Origin of the sequence: Brachybacterium fresconis (assembly GCF_017876515.1) — a bacterium.
In the GTDB taxonomy this organism is placed as follows: domain Bacteria; phylum Actinomycetota; class Actinomycetes; order Actinomycetales; family Dermabacteraceae; genus Brachybacterium; species Brachybacterium fresconis.
In genome coordinates, this window is the sequence record NZ_JAGIOC010000001.1 from 1,949,033 (window position 1) to 1,970,458 (window position 21,426).

General features: G+C 71.8%; 16 protein-coding genes. 7 read left to right on the forward strand and 9 right to left on the reverse strand.

The window, feature by feature from the left end; translation table 11 throughout:
• Positions 1–205 precede the first annotated feature (205 nt).
• From JOF44_RS08955 to JOF44_RS08965, 3 genes are all read right to left on the reverse strand, one after another.
• A complete protein-coding gene (locus JOF44_RS08955; RefSeq protein ID WP_342591729.1) occupies positions 206–1,939 on the reverse strand; it encodes a CDP-glycerol glycerophosphotransferase family protein in 1,734 nt (577 codons plus the stop codon).
• Positions 1,940–2,037: 98 nt separating this feature from the next.
• A complete protein-coding gene (locus JOF44_RS08960; protein WP_209889940.1) occupies positions 2,038–3,996 on the reverse strand; it encodes a glycosyltransferase family 2 protein in 1,959 nt (652 codons plus the stop codon).
• A gap of 201 nt (positions 3,997–4,197) precedes the next feature.
• A complete protein-coding gene (locus tag JOF44_RS08965) occupies positions 4,198–4,896 on the reverse strand; it encodes a DUF4194 domain-containing protein (RefSeq protein ID WP_209889944.1) in 699 nt (232 codons plus the stop codon).
• 189 nt (positions 4,897–5,085) lie between these two features.
• Here JOF44_RS08965 and JOF44_RS08970 point away from each other — a divergent pair, with 189 nt between their 5' ends.
• A complete protein-coding gene (locus JOF44_RS08970) occupies positions 5,086–6,891 on the forward strand; it encodes a hypothetical protein (RefSeq protein WP_209889947.1) in 1,806 nt (601 codons plus the stop codon).
• 83 nt (positions 6,892–6,974) lie between these two features.
• Here JOF44_RS08970 and JOF44_RS08975 read toward each other — a convergent pair whose 3' ends face one another.
• Together JOF44_RS08975 and JOF44_RS08980 are read right to left on the reverse strand one after the other, a co-directional pair.
• Positions 6,975–7,205, reverse strand: coding sequence for a sulfurtransferase TusA family protein (locus JOF44_RS08975; RefSeq protein ID WP_209889950.1), 231 nt, complete (start codon positions 7,203–7,205; stop codon positions 6,975–6,977).
• Between the two features lie 63 nt (positions 7,206–7,268).
• Positions 7,269–8,336: a YeeE/YedE family protein gene (locus JOF44_RS08980; protein ID WP_209889953.1), complete on the reverse strand. Its 1,068-nt coding sequence runs from the start codon at positions 8,334–8,336 to the stop codon at positions 7,269–7,271.
• A 144-nt stretch (positions 8,337–8,480) separates the two neighbouring features.
• On the opposite strand from JOF44_RS08980, the gene JOF44_RS08985 reads away from it, so the two are divergent.
• Together JOF44_RS08985 and JOF44_RS08990 are read left to right on the forward strand one after the other, a co-directional pair.
• The gene (locus tag JOF44_RS08985) at positions 8,481–9,551 is read left to right on the forward strand and encodes an SGNH/GDSL hydrolase family protein (RefSeq protein WP_209889956.1); all 1,071 of its coding nucleotides are present in this window, start codon (positions 8,481–8,483) and stop codon (positions 9,549–9,551) included.
• 55 nt (positions 9,552–9,606) lie between these two features.
• Positions 9,607–10,026, forward strand: a complete 420-nt coding sequence (locus JOF44_RS08990; RefSeq protein WP_342591730.1) for an MGMT family protein — start codon at positions 9,607–9,609, stop codon at positions 10,024–10,026.
• Here the strand turns inward: JOF44_RS08990 and JOF44_RS08995 are convergent.
• The gene (locus JOF44_RS08995; RefSeq protein ID WP_342591731.1) at positions 9,996–11,540 is read right to left on the reverse strand and encodes a DUF3375 domain-containing protein; all 1,545 of its coding nucleotides are present in this window, start codon (positions 11,538–11,540) and stop codon (positions 9,996–9,998) included. The genes JOF44_RS08990 and JOF44_RS08995 overlap by 31 nt on opposite strands.
• Before the next feature lie 249 nt (positions 11,541–11,789).
• The gene (locus JOF44_RS09000; RefSeq protein WP_209889961.1) at positions 11,790–12,152 is read right to left on the reverse strand and encodes a ClpX C4-type zinc finger protein; all 363 of its coding nucleotides are present in this window, start codon (positions 12,150–12,152) and stop codon (positions 11,790–11,792) included.
• A 183-nt stretch (positions 12,153–12,335) separates the two neighbouring features.
• Here JOF44_RS09000 and JOF44_RS09005 point away from each other — a divergent pair, with 183 nt between their 5' ends.
• The 4 genes from JOF44_RS09005 (at position 12,336) to JOF44_RS09020 (ending at position 18,273) form a co-directional block, all read left to right on the forward strand.
• Positions 12,336–13,562 carry an MFS transporter gene (locus JOF44_RS09005; RefSeq protein WP_245349342.1) on the forward strand — a complete coding sequence of 409 codons (1,227 nt, stop codon included), beginning with the start codon at positions 12,336–12,338 and terminating at the stop codon, positions 13,560–13,562.
• A 121-nt stretch (positions 13,563–13,683) separates the two neighbouring features.
• The gene (locus JOF44_RS09010; RefSeq protein ID WP_209889968.1) at positions 13,684–16,665 is read left to right on the forward strand and encodes a glycoside hydrolase family 2 TIM barrel-domain containing protein; all 2,982 of its coding nucleotides are present in this window, start codon (positions 13,684–13,686) and stop codon (positions 16,663–16,665) included.
• A 91-nt stretch (positions 16,666–16,756) separates the two neighbouring features.
• Positions 16,757–17,368 carry a hypothetical protein gene (locus tag JOF44_RS09015; protein WP_209889971.1) on the forward strand — a complete coding sequence of 204 codons (612 nt, stop codon included), beginning with the start codon at positions 16,757–16,759 and terminating at the stop codon, positions 17,366–17,368.
• Between the two features lie 113 nt (positions 17,369–17,481).
• Positions 17,482–18,273, forward strand: coding sequence for a hypothetical protein (locus tag JOF44_RS09020; RefSeq protein WP_209889974.1), 792 nt, complete (start codon positions 17,482–17,484; stop codon positions 18,271–18,273).
• Between the two features lie 12 nt (positions 18,274–18,285).
• Here JOF44_RS09020 and JOF44_RS09025 read toward each other — a convergent pair whose 3' ends face one another.
• Together JOF44_RS09025 and tgt are read right to left on the reverse strand one after the other, a co-directional pair.
• Complete coding sequence (locus JOF44_RS09025; protein ID WP_245348901.1) at positions 18,286–19,878, reverse strand: outer membrane protein assembly factor BamB family protein; 1,593 nt, start codon at positions 19,876–19,878, stop codon at positions 18,286–18,288.
• 18 nt (positions 19,879–19,896) lie between these two features.
• A complete protein-coding gene (gene tgt, locus JOF44_RS09030; RefSeq protein WP_342591733.1) occupies positions 19,897–21,210 on the reverse strand; it encodes a tRNA guanosine(34) transglycosylase Tgt in 1,314 nt (437 codons plus the stop codon).
• Positions 21,211–21,426 lie beyond the last annotated feature (216 nt).

A 21,426-nucleotide genomic window follows, 5' to 3' on the forward strand; every position in this document is an offset into this window, starting at 1 on the left:
TCGCGTCGGCCGAGCGGAATGCAGCGCCCGCTCCGCGCCCCGACCGCCGGGGCTGTCGCTGGCGGGAAGCGTAGCACCAGCTTCTTCGCAGGTCAGGACCGGGACGTGCCGGACTCGTGCGACCCGGGCACGAGAACCACGCCAGGTCACAGCGCCATCACGACACCGGATCCGAGCTCAGGAAGGACCTCTCGGGACCGGATGCTCAGGGCGTGAGTTCCGCCTCATCGGCCCCTGCGAGGCCGAGCTCCTCGCGGGCGACCTCGACGAATCGGTCCGCATAGTTCTCGCGCGCGATGTCTCCGAGATAGTAGGTCGCCCACGCCTTCCGCTCGGCCTCGTGCGGATCGGCACCGGTCAGGTCGTCGAGCACCTCGTGGAGGTTCTGCGGGTCGGCGCCCTCGGAGACCAGCACGTAGGCGGCGCGGGCCATCGGGAACTCCCGGGCGAACTCCTCGGCCCCCGTGCGCGGGGAGACCATGGCCAGCGGCTTGCCCGAGTGCAGGAAGTCCCCGACCACGGCGGAGACGTCGGAGATCATCGCGTCACTGGCGTTGAAGCAGTCCACGACGCTCATGTCGTTCTCCGCGAGGTCGCCGTAGAGGTGCTCCCGGCCGCTGGCCGCGGCATCGGAGGCGAGCATCTCGCGGATCTGCCGGCAGGCTTCCTGCAGCTCCGGCGAGCGGTTGCTGTAAGGGTGGGGACGGAAGACCACGCGGCAGCCGCGCTCGAGCAGGGCCCGCACGATCGCGGGCCCGATCGGCAACGAGGAGTAGTTCGTCTCGGCCTGGTAGCCCAGCCAGGTGGGCGCATAGAGGACGGAGCGGTCCTCGAGCTCGCCGATCGGCCCGCGCGCCTGCTCGACGTCCTCGACCTGGGGGCGGCCGACGATCCGGAAGATCTCCGGTCGCATCGTGACGCCGAACGTGTCGAAGCGGTCGATGGCCGCCTGCCCGGCCACGAAGTCCCGGTCGTACATGCGGATGACCGGGGTGGCGCTGGAGGCCTTGTCGGACTCCCCGTGCAGGAGCTGGATGTGCGTCAGACCGGCGTAGCGCACCATGTGGTTGTTGCGCATGGCGTTGTTCACGTAGAACACGCCGCGGGCCGAGGGCACGATCAGATCGTCGAGATCCGTCAGGGAACGCCGCAGCAGCACCGGGTGCTCCGTGGCGTTCGCGAGCTGGCGGAAGTTGGGGACGGTGCGCACCACCAGCACGAACGGGACACCGAGCCGCTCGAGATAAGGCAGCCACATGGTGACCTGGAAGGCGGAGCGGGGCGGGGCGTGCCAGTAGACGTAGAAGCCCGGCTCCAGCGCCTCGAGGGTCTCGGGCAGCCGGGCCTGGAAGCGTCGGCGCTCCCGGATGCGGCCGACGCAGTCCGACAGGGCGATCAGCGACATCACGAGCGAGGCGAGCGAGATCAGCGAGATCACCGGCAGCAGCACGCCGGGTGCGAGAGTGGCGAGCGCGAGCGCGAGCAGCCCCAGCAGGTTCAGCGGGAAGATCCAGCCGTAGCGGAACGATGCCCGGTTCCGCCCTTCGTGGCCGGGGAAGTTCTCGGCGTACGGCGCGGCGACCCCGTTCAGGGAGCGCAGCATCGGCTCGACCGCGAGCGCCCCGACGGCCAGGACGGCGCCGACGAGCTCCAGCACCCGGACCTCGCCGACCGTGTACAGCAGCACGGCGGCCGCGGCGATCAGGAGATATCGGGCGGTCAGGTACCGGCCGATCCCGCCGATGCCCCGCGGTCCTCGTGTGAAGGCGCGCCGCTGGCGCCACAGGATGATCACCAGCGGGACGAGCGGGGCGATCACGGCGAGCCGCTGATCGCCCAGGCCGACGACCACGACGATCGACAGCACCGCGAGGGTGTTCACGACGACCGACCACAGGGACAGCATGTCCGCAGCCTTCTGGACACTGATCGCCTTCACGCGTGGCACCTCTCGTTCCGGGGCAGGAGGACGCCCCGTCTCGCGCGGGGCACCGCACGATCTTGCCATGCGCGGAGCGCCCGGCGTGCGCGCTGGGGTCAGCGCGCCCGCCGGCGCGGACGGCGCAGTCCCACCCGGCGGGCGAGGTCCCGGGCCGTTCGTGCCACGTCCTCGACGGCCGCCACCGCGCCGTCCGGGATGCTGGGCCCCGACGGATCGACGGTGGGGAACACCACCGGATCGGGCAGACGCACGATCACGGCCCCGTCGGCATCGGCCACCCGGATCCTCCGATCCGAGCCGCGGACCGTGGAGGGCAGGGCCGCGGCGAGCAGCCCGTCTCGCAGGGAGACCGTCGGGATCTCCTCGCCGGGGCGGTCCTGGTCGATGCCGCGGAGCGTGGAGATCCGCAGGGACGCCGGACGCTGGACCCGCAGCAGGGCGACGTGGCGGCCCGGCGCGGTCTCCAGCACCGAGAGCATCTCGGCCAGGGGGCCGGCCCGGGTGATGCGGACGTACCCGATGTCCACGGAGAGGTTCCCGAAATCCCGGGTGAAGTAGGCCGTCCCCACCTCCCGGCCGTCCGCGTCGGTCACCAGGCGACGCTCCGAGGTGATGTGGGGGCTCCGGCGACCGCCGAGCCGGTTCTGGATCTCCTGGTCCCCGTAGCGCTGGACGACATGCACGTCCCAGACCGCTCTCTCCAGCCCGGAGACCTCGACCTCGGCACGGAAGCGCACCGCGTCCCCGGAGCTCCCGGAGGGCCCTCCCTCCCCCGCGAGCTCCACGTCGTGGGCCGGCACCTCGAAGCTCTCCTCCGTCCCGCGCCGGCGGACGCGCAGCACGACGCCGTCCGGAGGGGTCGTGCTGCGCCGGACCTGAGCCCGGGCACCGATCCGGAGGCGCCCGTCCTCCACGACGAGCTCCTCGAGAGCGACCATCCCGACCACCTTCACGTCGCGGAGCTCCTCCTGGCCGATCGACTCCACCAGATCCGCCGGCAGGTCGAAGCGGAAGGCCCCGTCCTCGACGACCAGGGACTCCTCACCCCCGTCCTTCTCCCACCGGATCAGCTCGCGCAGGAGGTCGGTGAGCCCCGCGAGAGCGAGCCTCACCTTCAGCCGGTACAGGGGCTCGAGATGTCCCCAGACGCGTTCCGTCAGGTAGGGACCGATCGCCTCCTGGATATCGGTGACCACGGACTCCTGCTCCGCCTCGGACAGGCTCAGGAATCGCGAGCGAACCGATTTGCGCAGCGCTCCGCGCACCGGACGCCGCAGGAGACCGTCGCGAAGCTCTCCCGGCTCGGTCCCGTCGATGATGACGTCGACCGTCGCAGCCAGCAGCGCCGTGTAGTCCAGCGAGGTCCGGGAATCGGAGGTGACGTTGTCCCCGCCCTCCCTCGTGCGGATCAGCACGTAGGCGCGGTCGGCGCGGATGCTGATCTTCCGCGCTGCCAGGTAGCAGGTCAGCGTGAACGGCTGGTCCGAGCCGACCCGCAGATGGGTCGGGTTGTGCGCGCCCGTCCTGCGCACCAGATCCGTCCGGAACAGCTTGATCGCCGTCAGCGAGTTGAAGAGGCTGTCCTGGACCAGGTCGGCCTCGGCCTTCGAATGCGTGAACATCGACCCCGGGGCGTGGCGTCCGTTCAGGCCCACCATCCGCGCCAGGACGATGTCGGAGCCCTCCTCCTCCGCGTAGGCCACCAGCTCGCCGAGCGCTCCCTCGGTGAGCACGTCGTCGGAGCCGAGGACGAAGAAGTATTTCCCGCGCGCAGCCGCGATCCCCTTGTTGCAGGGATCGGCGGGGCCGCCGGAGTTGGGCTGATCCAGGACCCGGTAGTTGGGGTATCGCTCGGCGTACTCGGCCAGGACCTTCTCGGAACCGTCGTCGGAGCCGTCGTTGACCAGGATGACCTCGAGCTCGGCGGGACCGAGCCGTTGCTCGGGGATCGCATCGAGCGTCTCCAGCAGGTACGGCATCGAGTTGTACACCGGGATGACGAGCGATACGAGCGGTCGATCGCTCCCCCGCCGACTGCTGCTGCCCTGACTCATGACGAGAACCTCCTCGGATCCGTGGCCCCCTCGGCATGCACGGATCGCGCGGCGTCACTCCTGCTGGACACCCCATGGAGGAATGGCCTCACATCGTGAGCATTCCGGCAATCTCATTCCGGCAGTGCCGATCTCCGACCGCAGGTGGGCGTGTGAACCCCGGGCATGCCCTACCGTCCGGTCGGGAATCGGGACGCTCCCTCAGCCGCTCTCGGCGGCCGCATCCTCGGCTCCGCCCTCGGTCTCCTCGGCGTCGTCCGCCGGATCCTCGAGACCGCCGACGCCGGCCTGTCGGTACAGCGCGATGAACTCACGGGCGGTATCCGGTCCGATCATCAGGCGCAGCACCGGGGAGACCTCGTAGTCATCCCCCTGCTCGTCGAGCAGACCGGCTCGCTGGATCTTGGCGATCGCGGCGCGGACCTCCTTGGCGAAGCCGGCCTCGTCGGTCGAGGTGGTGCGGCGGTAGGCGGCCAGCGCCTGCTGGATCTCGGCCTCGGAGACCACGGTGCGCTGACCGCGGGAGGACTGGGTCAGCAGCATCTGGCGCAGCACCAGCAGCAGCACGGAATCCAGACGGTTCAGGCCGGTCAGGCGGCGCAGCAGCTTGGGCGCATCGGGGTCGGACTCGCTCTGGCGCACGAAGGCGACCTGGGCATCGTCGTCGACCACGAGCTCGAGGAAGAGATCCGCCAGGCGGGCCTCGATCCCGGCGCGATCGCGCAGCAGCTGGGCATAGCGCGCGGGGTCGCGCCGACCGTCCAGGAACGGACCCTGCAGCAGGTGCACGAGGACCCGCCGGGAGTCCTCGACGAGGGCGGTGCCGGGAAGCGACGTCGCGTCCTCGACACCGGCATCCCGGGCGTCATCGGCTTCGGTACGGGGCACAGAGCTGGTCACGGGCACACACTGTACCGGCGCCGCCGCTGCCGCTCAGGGAGCGTGCCCGCACCGTCGCCGAGGACCCGTCCGAATGGTCGATCGTTGCGGAAATGACACCATCGGGGCCTTGCATCTGGTGGAATCACCATCAAGCGCCGGATCACATCCGGCCCGTCAGGTCCCCCGCCCCCGTGCAAGGAGTCGACCATGAACGACCTTCCGATCTCCACCCCCGTCCTCGTCGTGATCATCGTGGCGATCCTTCTGATCCTGCTCATCCTGCTCGCGGTGGGGATGTCGGCGTCGAGACGGCGCAAAGCCCGCCAGCAGGCGGAGGACCGCCGACGTGCCGCCGAGCTGCGCGAGCAGGCCGAGAAGGAGGAAAGATCCGTCCAGCAGCGCGACCTGACGGCCAAGGAGCGCGAGCTCGAGGCCGAACGCGCCGGGCTGGAGGCGGATCGCAAGGCCACCGAGGCCGAGCAGGAGCAGATCGTCGCCGAGCGCCGACGCGTCGAGGCCGAGGAGGAGCGCTCCGCCGTCGAGCGGGAGCGCAGCGCGGTGGACCAGCGTCGCACGGAAGCCGATCGCCTCGATCCCGAGACCCCGGACGACGGACGCGGTCCGGTGGGCACCGCGGATGATGACCGGACCGCCCCGGCCCCGCGCGAGGACCGCGAGGACCGGGACGGCCTCGAGAAGGACCGGCCCGCGAAGGACGGCGACGAGAAGGACGGCCCGGGGGCAGGTGCCGCGACCGCGGGAGTCGCCGGAGCTGCCACCGCCCCGGAGCCCGCCGCCGAGGATCCGACGGGAACACAGGACCCGCAGACCCCGGCCGACGCCCGCTCCGCGACCGACGCGACGGCCCCCACGCATCGCGCGGCGGGCACGGACGTGCCCCAGGACCAGACGGCTCGACAGGAGCCGACCGCACCACATCCGGACGCCTCCGCGGACGCTCGCGGCGAAACGCCGGGAGCGCACCGTGAGGATCCGACGGCTTCTCCGCAGCACGAGCGCGCTCCGCACGGGGACGAGCAGAACGCTCACCGGCAGGACACCCGCGGCCAGGAGGTCCGCGATCGGGAGGCCCGCCACGAGGGCGAGGACTCCGGTCCCGGCGCCGGTGCTGCGACGGCCGGTGTCGCCGGTGCAGCCGGAGTCGGCGCGGGAGCTGCCGCCGCTTCGGCGCACGGACGCGACGAGGACCCTCGCGTCGAAGACCCCGAGCCCGCTCAGCACGACTCCCGTGAGGGAACCGACGCCGCGACATCGAGCCGCGCCGAGGCTGGTGCGGGTGCCGAGGCCGGCGCCGGGGCCGGTGCCGCGACCCCGACCGAGCAGGGCTCGGGTCTCGAGCAGCCACTCGATGAGCAGACGCTCAGCGACCGGGTCGCCCACGGGGACGACGAGGCCGCCCACGACCCGCGGGTCCATGACACCGGTCGTCCGGTGCGGCACACCGCCCAGCCGGATCCCGCAGCCGGGCGGCCCCGACCGGAGGACGGGCAGCCCGCGGCCGGCCGGCCCGACCTGGAGGACGGACGGTCCGCCGCCCCGATCCAGCCGTTCGACGCCCCGGACCAGGAGGGCGGGAACCGACCCGTCCAGGACGAGCCCGCTCGACCTCTCCCGGACGAGCCCCGTCGACCGATCCAGGACGACTCCGTCCGCTCGACGGCTCACAGCACGTACAACCGCCCGGCGCCGGCCGATGCGGCAGGGCCGGCCCCGGCAGAGCCCGCCCATCGCTCCGAGGAGATCCCCCCGCTCAGCGGTCGGCCCGCCGCGTCGCCCTACGGCGAGGGTCAGTACGGGGCAGAGCCCGCCGAGTTCCAGCAGGTCGACGACGAGGAGCGCCTGCGCTCCTCGCGGGACGGGCAGGTCGATCCCGAGCAGCCGCTGACGGACGAGCACGGATCCCCCGCACCGCGGGCGCCTGAGTTCCGGCCTCCCGAGGACGGTGCGCCGGAGGGACGCCGGCCGCAGGACGGCTCCGGCCCGCGCGACTGACCTCGACCGGACATGACGCCGGCCCGGGAACCCCTCGAAGGGTTCCCGGGCCGGCGTCATGTCGAGGTGGCGTCGTGCGGCGCTCAGGCACCCTTGCGCACGGTGATGGACCAGCCGGCGTCGCCGACGCGGTCGAAGGCGACCACGTCATGGCCGTCCTCGGCGGCCCACTGAGGCAGCGAATCGGTGGCCTGGGTGCAATCGAAGCCGATGATCAGGTCGTCACCGGAGCTCAGCTGCTCCATCGCGCTCTTCGCATCGATCAGGGGGAAGGGGCAGACGGCCCCGTTGGTCTCCAGGGTGTAGGCGGTCATGAGAACTCCTTGTCACATCGTGGTCCGGGATGTCGGTCGTGGTCCGGGAAGCCGGGAGCGGCTTCAGGCGGCAGGGGTGAGCACCGGGGCAGGGCGGCTCGCGGCGGCCGCCTTCTGCGGCCGCACCAGGAAGATCCAGGCGGCGCCCCAGGTGCCGAGCATGATCGCGAGGAACGAGACCCAGCCCTGGTAGCTGAACAGGCTGGTCTCGACGAGGGAGTTGCCGATGGTGCAGCCGCCGGCGAGGGAGGCTCCGATGCCCATCGCCACGCCGCCTCCGCCGCTGCGCAGCATGGTGGAGGCGTCCGGCACCCGCCAGCGGAACTCGCCCGAGGCCTTGGCGGCGATGAAGGAGCCCACCAGGATGCCCAGGACCAGCATCACCGACCAGTCGACGAGGGTGACGTCGCCCGTGGTGAGGAAGGTGACGATCTTCGCGGAGGGGGTGGTGATGCCCAGGCCGCCGTTGCGTCCGGCCGCGGTGGACAGCGGCCAGGCGATGATCGCGATCAGGCCCAGCAGCACGCCGCCCGCCCACGGGTTCCAGACGACGTCGGCGAGGTAGCGGCCCAGGCCCGTGCGGCGGGCGGGCAGCTTCGCGGTCCGGTGCCGGGCATTGATGCGGATCTGCCGGACGACGAGCACGGCGACGATCGCACTGAAGACGACGACGGGCACCCAGACGCTGACCCCGAGGGTCTCCTGGATGGTGGTGTCCCCGACCGTGCGGGCGCGGGCGGCGTCGTTGAAGCCGGCCAGCGGCCCGTACTTCATGACCGCGGCGAACAGCGCGTAGAAGATCAGGGCCACCCAGGAGCCGAGCAGGCCCTCCCCGGCGCGGTAGTAGGTGCCGGTGGCGCAGCCGCCGGCCATGACGATGCCGATGCCGAACAGGAAGCCGCCGCCGACCACGGCCAGCGGGGCGAAGCTCGCGGGCTCGGGGGCGATCACGCCGATGCCGGTCAGGGCGGCGACGCCGATCGCCTGGATCGCGATGGCCAGGAGGAAGGGGACGAAGTAGCGCGAGGAGCGCGCCATGTAGAGGTCACGGAAGGCGCCGGTGACGCAGAAGCGCGAGCGCTGCAGCACGTAGCCGAGCGCGGCGCCGAGGAGGAGGCCGGTGAGGATCATCCCGACACGCTAACTAATGAGCGCCATAAGCGAAACCCTGTGTCACGGGATGACGGGACCGCCCCACGAACACCTTCGACAACTCCGGCCGACTGCGCTCCCCGGGCATCATCGGTCGGCGGTGCCTGCCGGTAATGTTTTTCCATGACCGCAGAACCGCTGCCCCTGTACTACCTCGGCGACAGCCACATCCGTTACCTGAAGAAGGCTGCGAAGATCGGCATCCTGGCGCCGCACGAGGTATCAGGGGTCGAGGTGGGTGGCGCGACCGCCGTGGGCATGCGGAACCCGAACGCGAAGACGAACGCCCTCGGTCGGTATCGGGAGTGGATCAGGGACAAGCCGCGCGAGGCGATCGTCGTGTTCCATCTGGGCGAGGTCGACTGCGGATACGTGATCTGGTACCGCGCCGAGAAGTACGACGAGCCCGTCGAGGTCCAGATGATGCACTCCGTCGAGGCGTACTTCGAGTTCATCGATGAGCTGCGCGACATGGGCTTTCACCGCATCATCATCTCGGGCGCCACGCTGCCCACGATCACCGATGACGATCAGATCGGGGAGGTCGTCATCAAGCGCAGCGCGATCACCGCGACCCAGAAGCAGCGGACGGAGCTGACTCTCCGCTACAACGAGGAGCTGTGCACTCGGGCGGAGCAGCGAGGGCTGCCGTACATCGATATCGCCGCGGACGTCCTCGATCCGCAGACGGGGGTCGTGGACGTCAGGCTGCGGCATCCGAACCCCGAGAACCACCACATGAACGGCAATCTGGCGGCCCCGTTCTGGGCACGCCGGCTCCACACGGCCATCGCGCGGTACCAGGCACCGGTGCAGAACCCGCGCGAGTGGACGTGCACCCGCGCCACCTTCCTCAAGGCGTACCCGGGGCACTCCAAGAACATGCCCGGCGACATGCGTCAGCCGGTAGCACCCGGCGATGTCGTCAGCGGCGACGACATCCAGAGGGCGGGGCAGCACACGGTCCTCCGGAACGCCCGGATCAACGGAGAGAGCTTCCCCCTGCTGACCCTGCTGCACACGCAGCATTTCTCCTCCGCGACCCCGATCACGAACACGAACACGAACACGAACACGAACACGAACACGAACACGAACACGAACACGAACACGAACACGAACACCGTGGAGCATCGCAGCCGGCTGTTGCGCTCTCTGCAGGGCATCCTGCACCGGGATCGGCGCGACAGGTGACGCGCGACGGTGCGGAGACTCCGCGCCGTCGTCCCCCGGGTGCCAGACTGGCTCCATGCCCACGAACCGCCCCCGCACCCGGATGGACGACCTCACGGTCGAACGGGTGCTGCGCGTGGTCGAGGCGATCCCACCGGGGCGGGTGGCCGCCTACGGCGAGGTGGGCGCCGTCGTCGGCGTCGGACCCCGCCTGGTGGGACGGATCCTGCGCACCTGGGGCTCCGGGGTGCCGTGGTGGCGGGTCACCAACGCCTCCGGGGACCATCCTCTGCTGGGCCGCGCCCTCCCCCACTGGGAGGCCGAGGGCATCATCGTCAAGCGCAACGGCCTCGGCTGCCGGATGGCGGAGTTCGGCGCCGACCTGGAGCAGCTGCGAAAGGAGTCGGCCCCATCGCTCGCGGACCTCGAGCGCCTCGACGCCGGTGACAGCGCCGACGACCGCGCTCACTCCACCGGCACGTCGTCCAGGAAGTAGAACGAGGGGATCTTCGCGGCGTAGAGGTTCCCGTCCAGCTCCTGCCAGGTGACGACCTCGGTGGACCCCTCGCGCTCCTGCGCATGGGAGGTGGCCAGGAACATGAGGCCGATGACGCTCGCGAGTCCCTGCTGGGCGGGCTGCTCCCGCAGCACGTCGCCGATCGAGGCCTGCCCGGAGCGGCCTCGCACGTCGTTGACGTGGCCGGTCAGCCCCACCAGGTCGATGTCGTTGGCGCGCACCAGGTCCGCCAGCACCTCGACGCTGAGCGCCGTGGCGTCGTGGACCTCGGCCTCGGCAGGCGCCCCGGGATCGGTGGGGTCCTTGAGCCGATGCTGGGACACCGAGGAGAGCTGGACCCGCGAGAGGTCCAGGTCGAGCGGGAAGGGGGTGCGGGTGACGACCTCGTCCTTCTGCGCGAGGGCCACGCCCTGCGCCTCCTGGAGCGCCTCCAGCAGCACGCGGTGCTGGCGGAAGTCCTGGGAGCGCACGAAGCGCGCCAGCGAGCGGTACAGCTCGGTCTTGACGTCCAGCACCTCCTGGGCCGGGTCGTAGAGGTCGCTGAACACGTTGGCCAGGCGCTCGCGCTCGTCCCGGCTGAGGCTGCGGGCGAAGTCGCGCTCGAGGAGACGGTCCACGAGCTCCTGGGCGGTGCGGGTCTGACCCGGGTCGTTGAGCATCCGGAAGAACGCGGTGAAGGTGCGGCCGACGCTGGACTGGCCCAGCAGGTCGTCCCCGGCCAGCAGCTGCTCGAGGATCTCGCCGCGAGAGGTCTCCGGGGAGAGGATCTGCTCGCGCAGATGCAGATCGACCGCACGCAGGTCCTCGCGATACTGGAGGAAGTCGCCGGAGAGCTCGGAGGCGATCTGCAGGATGTCGCGCAGCCGGTCGGTGGAGGCTTCCTCGCTGGGCAGCATGAGCTCACCCTCGGCGAGCTCGCGGATCTGCGCCTCGACGCTCTCGCGCTGACGCTGCAGGTCCGCCAGGCGCACGTCGCGGTCGGTCTCGGTCTCGTGCGCCAGGCGCTCGAACTGCTGGACCACCAGGGTCAGGCGCGACTCGGTGGTGGTGGGCCGGTGCTCCTCGAGGGAGGCGATGAACTGGATCGCGTCGATCGTGGCGGGCGAGGGCTCGAAGGTGGTCTCGGTGCGCTGCGGGTCGTCGCGACGGGTCAGATAGCCCTCGCGCACCCAGCCGTCCACGTATTCGGCGGCGCTGCGGCCGCTGCGACCCTCCGTGCTCTCGTCATCGTCGTCGACGACATCCGCGGAGGCGGGATCCTCGTCGTGCAGCAGCGATAGATGGGCCCCCACGCGGGCGACGAGCTCGCTGCGCGGCAGGCGTCGATCGCCGGCGGGGAAGACGGACTGCAGGATCGCCAGGACGGCAGGGGCCTTGGTCGCGGCGAGCAGGCGCCAGGTGCTGGCCCGGCGCAGCTGCTCGTAGGCCTCCTTGCGCGCGGACACGGCGTCGCTGCGGCGGTCGGTCCACCGGTTCGGCTCGGTCGTGGTCACGACGAGGGAGTCTACCGGCGCAGCCATGGCCCGGGGGACGAACAGAGCGCCTGAAGGGACCAACCTCGGCACGCCTGTTCACAACGCATGCCGCACCGATGACACACGAGAGTCGGAGCGTCGACGTGCCCGTTCCTCCACCACGCCATGTCAGTCGTCTGACACGAGAGTGCATTGACCTGAGGAGTGAGGAGCCGGGCCATACCAGAGCCACGACATGCAGGAAAGGCGATGATTTCGCCCGGCCGGTCACTGCCCGTCGACGTGCCGGAACCTCTCCCAGGCAGATTGGCGGGTCACACCGAGACCCTCGCCGATGGACCCCCATGACGTCCCGCGCGAGCGCATATAGGTCACGAGGTCGCGCTGGAATCTTTCGAGCTGCGGGCGCTGCCCGGTGACGCCGCGGAGCATTCGCACCAGTTCTTCCTCGGTGTGCGCCTCGAAGGCGGCCGTGGCCGTCTCGGTGCCCTCGTCGAAGGAGCGTGCTGCCTCGCGGGCGCAGTCACCGCAGATCATCACGCCGAGCCCGCCGAGGAGCGGGCGACCCTTGACGCCCGGGAGACCGCAGAAGCCGCAACGCATCTCGGAGATCCCGTTCGGTCCGTGCATGCTCCGAGTCTAGGGGTGCCCCCAAGGCCCCGCTCCCGACGAACCCGCTCGCGCCGCGACGACTGTTCGACACCTCCCATCTGTCAGGGTATCCTGACACCTGAGATGTCAAGGCACCCTGACGCAGGCCTGGGGGCGGGCGGCCGAGGTCGACCCGCCCCCACCCCGGAAGCGACGGTGACCATGCGCAGGATCCTGATCGCCACGGTCGGCGAATCCACGGGCGACGACGCCGTCCGAACCCTGCTGCCGCTGATCGCGGTCACCATCCTCGGGGTCGGGGGTGGGCTCCTAGGTCTGCTGAATGCTCTGCCCTTCCTCTGGTACCTGTGCGCCCATCGCCAGATCGGCGCGTCGGTCGACGCGCTCGGGCACCGGCGCGCGATCATGCTCGGCAACGGCCTGCGAATCCTCACCGTGGGGGCTCTGATCCTCCTGCTGGCCGTCGGCCACCTCTCGGCGCCGGTGCTGCTCGTCGTCGCCGCGCTGCTCGGGCTGGGCGATGCGCTGTTCACCACCGGGCATAGCGCCATGGTCCCCGCGATCGTCGGCCGCGAACGCACCGCGGATTGCTATCAGCGGATCGAGGCCGTCAGCGCCATCGCGCGGGTCTCCGGGCCGGCGGCGGTCTCGGCACTGCTGCGCGTCGCCGCCCCCGCCGCCGCCCTGGCGCTCGGGGTCGTGGCCTACCTGCTCAGCCTGTCAACCCTCGCAACCCTGCCACGACCGGAGGCAGCGGGCCCCGCCCCTGCCGCCGCGTCCGCTTCTGCTCCGACCCCCGAGCTCACGGAGTGGACGGTGCGCAGGGTGCTGACCACCCGCGGGCTCGGTCACCTCACCCTGGCCACCACGCTCCTGAATGCGGCGGCGATGATCTCGGGCACTGCGCTGGTGCTCTTCGCACTCGAGACCCTGGGGCTGCCCCCGGCGATGGTCGCGCTGTTCGCGGCAGCCGGGGCGCTCGGCGCGCTCCTCGGCGCGGCCGGGTCCCGGCCACTGCGCACGCACCTTCCCACCGGCGCCGCGAAGCTGCTGGCCACGACCGGCGTAGCACTCTCCAGTCTGCTCGCCCCGGCCGCGCTGCTGGTACCCACCGGACAGTCGGTTCTGATCGGGGTCGGCGAGCTGATGGTCGCCCTGTGCGCGACCATCTCGATGATCATCGGCTCCGACGTGCCCGCGCGCTTGGTCCCGCAGAGCCACCTCGGCCGGGCGTTCGCGGCGATCCGGCTGCTCACGATCGGGGTGATGCCGCTGGCCAGCGTCCTCGGCGGCCTAATCATCGCGGCCACGTCCCCCCTCGCGGCCCTGCTCGTCGCGGCGGGAGTGGCGGCACTGGCCTGCCTGCCGCTGGCGCGGGTCCGGCACTGGTCTCCCCCGGGCCCCGCCGACGCCGCACCCGGGACTTGAGACCCCGACAGCGCCGAGAGCCCCGCTCCCTGGCTGAAGCCCCGCGGTCCGGGTAAGCTTCCACGTGAACGTTCACGTATCCGGTCCACGACCGGTCTCGAGCCCAGGAGACGCCTCACCGATGAGCACCCCGCTGCCGCCCGCCGATCCGACCGTCCGCTGGTGGGAGGAGCTCCCCGCCGGCAGGAACCGCCTGCGCGGTCGCGCCCACCTGCATTCCGACGCGCCCGAGCTGAGCCTCGACGGGACCTGGCAGTTCCGCTACGGCACCCGGGCCGACGGCTCCGACCTGGGCGAGAGCGCCGAGATCGAGGTGCCCGGGCTGTGGCAGCTGCAGGGCTACGGCGCCCCGCAGTACACCAACGTCATCTACCCGATCCCCCGCGACGTCCCCCACGTGCCCGACGAGAACCCCACGGGCCACTACGGGCGCAGCGTGCAGGTTCCCGCGGACTGGGCCGCCGAGCTCGCCGCAGGGGCGCGCGTGCTGCTGCGCTTCCAGGGCGTGGACTCGGCGGCGAAGGTCTGGATCGACGGCGCCGAGATCGGCGTGACCGCCGGGTCGCGCCTGACCCAGGAGTTCGACGTCACCGACGCCCTGGCGGCTCCCGGCGAGCACCGGCTCGACGTGCGCGTGGTGCAGTGGTCGGTGAACACCTACGTCGAGGACCAGGACATGTGGTGGGCCTCGGGCATCTTCCGCAGCGTGGATCTGCTGCTGCGCCCCACCGGCGGCATCCATGACCTGGTCACCGTCGCCGACTACGACCCCGCCACCGGCCGCGGGAGCCTGCGCGCGAGCGCGTACGCCGCGGACGGCTCCCCGCTCGCGGCCACGCTCGAGGTCCCCGGGCTCGACCTGTCCGCCGCCACCGGTCAGGACGCGACCGACGTGGGCGAGGTGCGGCCCTGGTCCGCCGAGGACCCCCAGCTGTACGACGTCACCGTGCGCACCGACTCCGAGACCGTGACCCTGCGCGTGGGCTTCCGGCGCGTGGAGGTGGACGGGGAGATCTTCCGCATCAACGGCGAGCGCATCGTCTTCCGCGGGGTGAACCGCCACGAGGCGGATCCCGTCGTCGGCCGCGCCCAGCAGCTGGCGAACCAGGATCTGGACGTCGCCCTGATGAAGCAGCACAATCTCAACGCGGTGCGCACCTCCCACTACCCGCCCCACCAGCGGTTCCTCGAGGTGTGCGACGAGGCGGGACTGTACGTGATCTGCGAGGGCGACTTCGAGACCCACGGCTTCCACGCCGATTCCACCGGGGGAGAGGACGGCACCGGCGCCGCGGAGGGGCCCGCGCAGAACCTGCTGTTCGAGGAGTCGCTGGTGGAGCGCTCGGACCGCTTCGTACGCCGCGACCGCAACCATGCCTCGATCGTGATGTGGTCGATCGGCAACGAGGCGGCCAGCGGCCCGGTCACCGAGGCGATGGTCGCCGCCGTCCGCGCCACCGACGCCACGCGTCCCGTGATCTACGAGCAGGACTACGCCGCGGAGTACGTCGACGTGTTCTCCCTGATGTACTCCACGGTGGAGGAGACCGAGCAGATCGGCAGGCGGGAGCTGTCCCCCGAGTACCAGGACAAGCTCACCGCCATGCTGCGCAGCTTCGCGCTCGACGTGCCGGAGGGTCACTTCGCCGATCCGCCCGCGCTGACCAAGCCCTTCGTGTGGATCGAGTACGCCCACGCCATGGGCAACGGCGCCGGCTCCCTGGAGGAGTACATGGAGCTCACGGAGCAGTACCCGGCGCTGCACGGCGGCTTCATCTGGGAGTGGATCGACCACGGCCTGGAGACCACCGACGCCGAGGGCAACCGCATCTACGGCTACGGCGGGGACTTCGGCGAGCGCCTGCACGATTCGAACTTCGTCGCCGACGGACTGGTGCTGCCCGATCGCACCCCGTCCCCGGCGCTGCTGGATGCCAAGCACCACTACTCCCCCGTCGGGCTCGAGGTCTCCCCCACCAGCGTGCGGATCACCAACCGCTACGCCTTCTCGGATCTGACCGGTCTGCGCGGCGAGGTGTCCGGGGACGCCCAGGAGAGCTGGCAGGAGCTCGAGCTGCCCGCTCTCGCGCCCGGCGAGGTCGCCGAGGTGGCGCTGCCGATGCACGACGGACCGACCACCACGGTGCGGCTGCGGACCCGCGAGGCCCAGGGCCCGGTCCCCGCCGGCCACCTGGTCGTCGCCGCGGACCACGTGGACGCCGAACGCCTGCGTTCCGCCACCGCCCCGTCGGCCGGTGCCGCCCTCGTCCCGCAGCGCCTCGAGGACGGCAGCTGGACCCTCGGCCCGGCCCGCCTCGACGACCTGGGTCGCCTGGTCGGGCTGGGCGAGCTGGATCTCGAGCAGGCCGGGGTGGATCTGTATCGCGCCCCGGTCGACAACGAGCGCGCCCGCACCCGCAACCCGCTCGAGGCGCGCTGGAAGCGGATCGGGCTCGACGTGGCCCGGCGCCGCCTGGTGGAGATCGGCGCCGACGGAGACGCCCTGGTGGTCCGCACCCGGATCGGCCTGGACGGATCGGCGCTCGGCGCGGACGTCACCGAACGCTTCCGCGGGGACGCTGCCGGGGTGGAGGTCCAGGTGACGGTGACCCCGTCGGCCTTCTGGCCCGAGGACCTGCCGCTGCCGCGGATCGGGTGGACCCTCGCCCTGCCCTCGCGGCCGGACCAGGTGGAGTACGCCGGGTACGGGCCGCACGAGTCCTACCCCGACACCGGCGGCGGCACCACCTTCGCCACCTGGCGCTCCTCTCTCGCCGATCTGCAGGTTCCCTACGTGTTCCCGCAGGAGAACGGCAACCGGGCGGGCATGGTCCGTGCGCAGCTGACCGGCGGCTCCGGACCCTCGCTGGGGCTGCGAGCGCCGGCCGGGCTGGGCCTGGCGGTGCGCCCCTGGTCCACCGCCGAGCTCGACGCCCGGGCGCACGACGGGGCCCTGCGCCCCGACGGCCGCACCTGGGTGACGCTCTCCGCGGCGCTGCACGGCGTGGGCTCGGCGGCCTGCGGTCCGCTGCCGCTGCCGCAGTACGTCCTCCCCGCCCGCGAGGAGACCTTCTCCTTCCGCCTGGAGGCTGCGACCCTCTGAGGTCGCACTCCCCCGCCGCGCGGCATTCCGGGTCGGTACGCTGGTCCGGGGTGCCGCACGGCGCCGATCCGCAGCACGGGGGAGACGACGGATGACGCAGGGGAAGGGGCCGCACGAGGAGCCACCGGCCTGGTCACGGACCACCGCGGCCCGCACGGGGCCCGGGCCGACGGATGGCGGCTTCGCGTTCGCCCCGGTCGACACGCGACGCTCCTCCACGATGGTGACGCTGACCACGTGGATGCTGATCACCGTGATCATCGTGATCGTGGTGCGTCTGCTGGACGCGGCGATCGGCGTCGCCGCCGCGATCGCTGCCCCGGCGATGATCAGCAGCGGCACGTTCGACGACGGGGTGGTCCTCGTCGCCGGCGGCGCCATCATGAACCTCCTGTTCCAAACGGTCAACGGGCTGCTGTCCGGGGCTCTGCTGGTGCTCGCGATCTGGACCACCGTCAAGGCTGCGGGCCGTGGCCGTATCGGGGCGATCATCCTCGTCGTCGCGCTGGTGCTCTCGCCGCTGCTGTACCTGATCGGCTCCGTGATCTCCACCCTCGTCACGGGCGATGCCGGAGACCCCGCGTTCTACGGCGACTCGTCCCTCGCCCATGCGATCTTCGAGGTGCTCCGCACCCTCCTCGTCGTCGCCGCGCTGATCGTCGGCGCCGTGATGGTACGTCGGTGGGCGACAGCCCAGGGGTGAGCGGACGATCGCTCGGCCACGGCCAGGACCCCACCCGAGGTGCGGCACGTCGGACCGGTAGCCTGGTCCGGGGTGCCGCGCGGCACCTCGCGACGCAGGGCAGAGGGAGACTCATGACGCAGGGGTACGGACCGCACGACGGACAGCAGGGGCAGTGGGGCCAGGGCGACCCGAACGCGCAGCCCCCGTGGGGCCAGAGCCCGCAGGACGAACAGCCCGCGGCGCCGCAGTGGGGCGCCAGCCCGCAGCAGAGCGCACCACAGCCGCAGTCCCCCTCGCAGTGGGGACAGGCCAGCCCGGCCCCCGCCTCGCCGTGGGGCCAGTCCTCCCCGGCACCGGGCGCCGGCTACCCCGGTGATCCAGCGGCGGGGGCTTTCTCCTCGCCTCCGGTGAGCCCCGTCTCGCGGAAGACGGCGGCCGCCGGCCTGGTGAAGTGGATGTTCATCGGCGCGATCGCCGTCGTGGCGCTCCGCGGCGTCTACCTGTTGAGCAATGTCATCGTCTCGGTCTTCATCGTCGGTCTCGCCGATTCGGTCACCGATCCGGATGCCCTCGCTGCGACGGCCGGGATCAGCATGCTCGCGCTCCTGCTCTTCCTGGGACTGGTCACCCTCGTATCTCTGGCACTGCTCGTCCTCGCGATCATCGCGGCCGTGAAAGCGGCGGGCCGAGGCCGAGTCGGAGCGATCGTCGTCGGGTCGACGGTCGTGCTCTCCTTCGCGATCTACCTGGTCGCCCGCGTCATCGGTCTGATCGCCCAGAACGGCGCGCAGTTCGACAGTGACGCCCTCATGACCATCGCCATCATCGAATACGTCGTGATGGCCCTGCACTGGCTCGTCGTCTCAGCGGCACTCATCGTCGGATCCACCATGGCTCGCCGGTGGGTCAAACAGGCCGACTGACCGGACCGTCGATCAGCCCAGCAGCAGGGTCTGCTCGCCGACGGTGACCAGCGCTCGACCGTTCCCGGCCCCGTGGACGGACCGCACCGGATCGGTCACGACGGCATCGGCGGTGACCGTGCCGGTGGTGGCGTCGACGACGCGCAGTCGCTGTGCGCCGCGCGGCTGCAGGGAGCGGGTGCGCTCGGTGGGGTCGAGCACCACGGCGGTATCGCTCTCGAGGGTCCCGTGGACCGGGGCCTCGGGGGCCGACAGCGGCAGCGTCCAGATGTTCGTGCCGTCGGCGGTGTCGTAGGCGACCAGCTGTCCGGAGGTGTTGGCCCGAACCATCCGGGCCCCGTCGATCCCGAGCCGGACGGTGGCCTCGACGGCCTCGTCCAGCGCCCCCGCCCCGGGCTCGGTCCACGCCGCGCGGTGCTCGGACGCGACGATCTCGCCGCTGATCCCGGTGTCCTCCTCGGTGCCGGTGGCGAGCACCCGGCCGTGGTCGATGTGCACGGCCCACTGCCCGGCCGGCGACGGTTCGGAGGTCCACAGCACCTCCCCGCGGACGTGGGCGGTGGCGGTGAGGGCCCCGTCGGGGGCGGAGCAGACGGTGACCACGACGGGGGCGTCGGTGCGCGGGGTCGGACCGTTCACGCTCACACGGCAGGGCTGATCCGGGTCGGCCAGCACGCGGCCGACGGGGAATCCGGTCGCGGCGTCGAGCTGGATCCATCCTTGGGCGGGATCGAAGTGCAGCGGGACCGCGGGCAGCACGCCGGTGGCGCGCACGGCGTCGAGCAGGCCCGGGGCCGCATCCGGTCGGGCAGCCACCTCGACGCCGGCGGGGTCGATGCCCCGGGCTTCGTGGGTCCCGGGGGCGGAGAGCGTCCATCGCGGCTGGTCGCCGGCGGTGAGGTCGTAGCCGCTGAGGGTGCACGCTTCGGCGTCGGTCTCCTCGCACTCGCGCACGACCAGCAGGTCCTCGCTCAGGGCGAGCGGGATCCCCGTGACGGCGGCGATCTCCTCCGGGCCGGATCCGGTGCGGCCCGAGCCGGTGAGGTCGGAGACGACGGTCCGCCCGCCGGTCACCTCGATGAGCCGGGTGCCGTCGGCGGAGAGGGCGAGCACGTCCGCCGCGCTCGCGTCGACCTCGTGCACGGTGCCCCGGTGCAGCAGCTGGGCGGTGCCGTCGCCGCGGCGCACGAGCACCGGGGCGTCGGCGGCGGGCACGGAGTGGACCGTGTCCCCCTCGGCGAGCGCCGGGATGCTCGCCGAGGCGGCCTCCCCGAGCGGCGGGACGCGGGTGGCCATCACGGCGGGGACGGTCAGGGCCAGGGCGAGGGCGAGCGCGAGTGCGCCCGCGAGCAGGCGGCGCGATCCTCGGCGCCCGCGCGCGCCGAGCAGCACCAGCAGCACCGGACCCGCTCCGGCGCCGGCCAGGATCCCGGCGGCCAGGCGCAGCGCCCCGATCAGGAACTGACCGCCCACCAGCGCGGCGATCCCGGCCAGCGCCAGCAGCACGACGGCGAGCCCGATCGCCGTGGTGGTGTCCGGGCCCTCGGCTCCCGGCGCCGCGGAGGACGTCTCGGGGTCCGGCGTCGCGGCCGACGTCTCGCTCATCGCGTGCTCACCACGGGCTCACCGCGGGGAGCCGTAGTAGGCGCCGGTGGTCTCCTCCCGCAGCGCGTCGAAGTCGCCGCTGAGCAGGGAGGCGCGGATCCGGTCCACCAGGCGCACCACGAACCGTTCGTTGTGGATGGTGCATAAGGTCGCCGAGAGCATCTCCTTGGCGCGGAACAGGTGGTGGACGTAGGCGGCGGTGTAGTGGGTGCAGGTGTAGCAGTCGCAGGTCTCGTCGATCGGCGCGAACCGGCGGCGGTACCGCGAGCCGGTGAGGTTCACGCGCCCGGTGGCGGTGTAGACGGCGCTGTTGCGCGCCACCCGGGACGGGGAGACGCAGTCGAAGGTGTCGGCGCCGGCGGCGATCGCGACGAACAGGTCGTCGACCTCGCTGATGCCCAGCAGGTGGCGGGGTCGGTCCTCGGGCAGCTCCTCGGTGACCCAGCCGACGATGGCGGCGAGATTCTCCTTCTCCAGCGCCCCGCCGATGCCGAAGCCGTCGAAGACCTGCCCGCCCGAGTCCATCGCTGAGAGGTCACGGGCGGCCCGTCGGCGCAGGTCCTCGTACTGGGCGCCCTGGATGACGCCCCACAGCTGCTGGTAGGGGCGGTGGGTGCGCTCCTCGGTCAGCCGGGCGTGCTCGGCCAGGCAGCGGATCGCCCAGCGTCGGGTGCGCTCGAGCGCCTGCTCCTGGTAGCCGCGGGAGTTCATCAGCGTGGTCAGCTCGTCGAAGGCGAACATGATGTCCGCCCCCAGCCCGTGCTGGATCTGCATCGAGACCTCGGGCGTGAAGCGGTGCACGTCGCCGTTGAGGAAGGAGCGGAAGGTGACGCCGTCGTCGTCCACGTGCGCCAGGCGCTCCTTGCCCTCGGCGACCGCGTCGTCCTCCCCGGAGGAGGTGCGGGCCTTCTCGCCTCCGGAGAACTCGCTGGACAGCACCTTCTTGAAGCCCGCACCGAGGCTCATCACCTGGAAGCCGCCGGAGTCGGTGAAGGTGGGGCCGGGCCAGTTCATGAAGGCGCCGAGCCCGCCGGCCGCGTCGATCAGCTCGTGCCCCGGCTGGAGATACAGGTGATAGGCGTTGGCCAGCAGCGCCTGCGCTCCCAGCTCGCTCATCGACTCCGGCAGCACCGCCTTGACGGTGGCCTTGGTGCCCACGGGCACGAAGGCGGGCGTGGCGATCTGTCCGTGCGGGGTGGAGATCACGCCGGCGCGGGCCGAGCGGCCATGGCGGGCGGAGATCTCGAAGCCCGCTCCCGAGGGGGCCGGCCGGGGGTCGACAGGATCGACGGGGTCGGCAGGGCGGGCGGGATCGGCACTCTGAGCGGTCACCGGGACATGGTCCCACGGTCCCGCTCGAGACCTCCGCATCCACCTCGATCCACTAGGATCCAGCGCAGCGCCGGGAGGATTCCACGAGACCGTTCCCTCGGCGGCAGGGCCGACATCGACGGGAGGGGACCACGATCAGCTCGCCCGGTGATCCCCCCGACCCGCACTCCGGCCGCTCCCCCGCCCGCGGCGCCGACGCGCCCCGCGCGGGCCGTC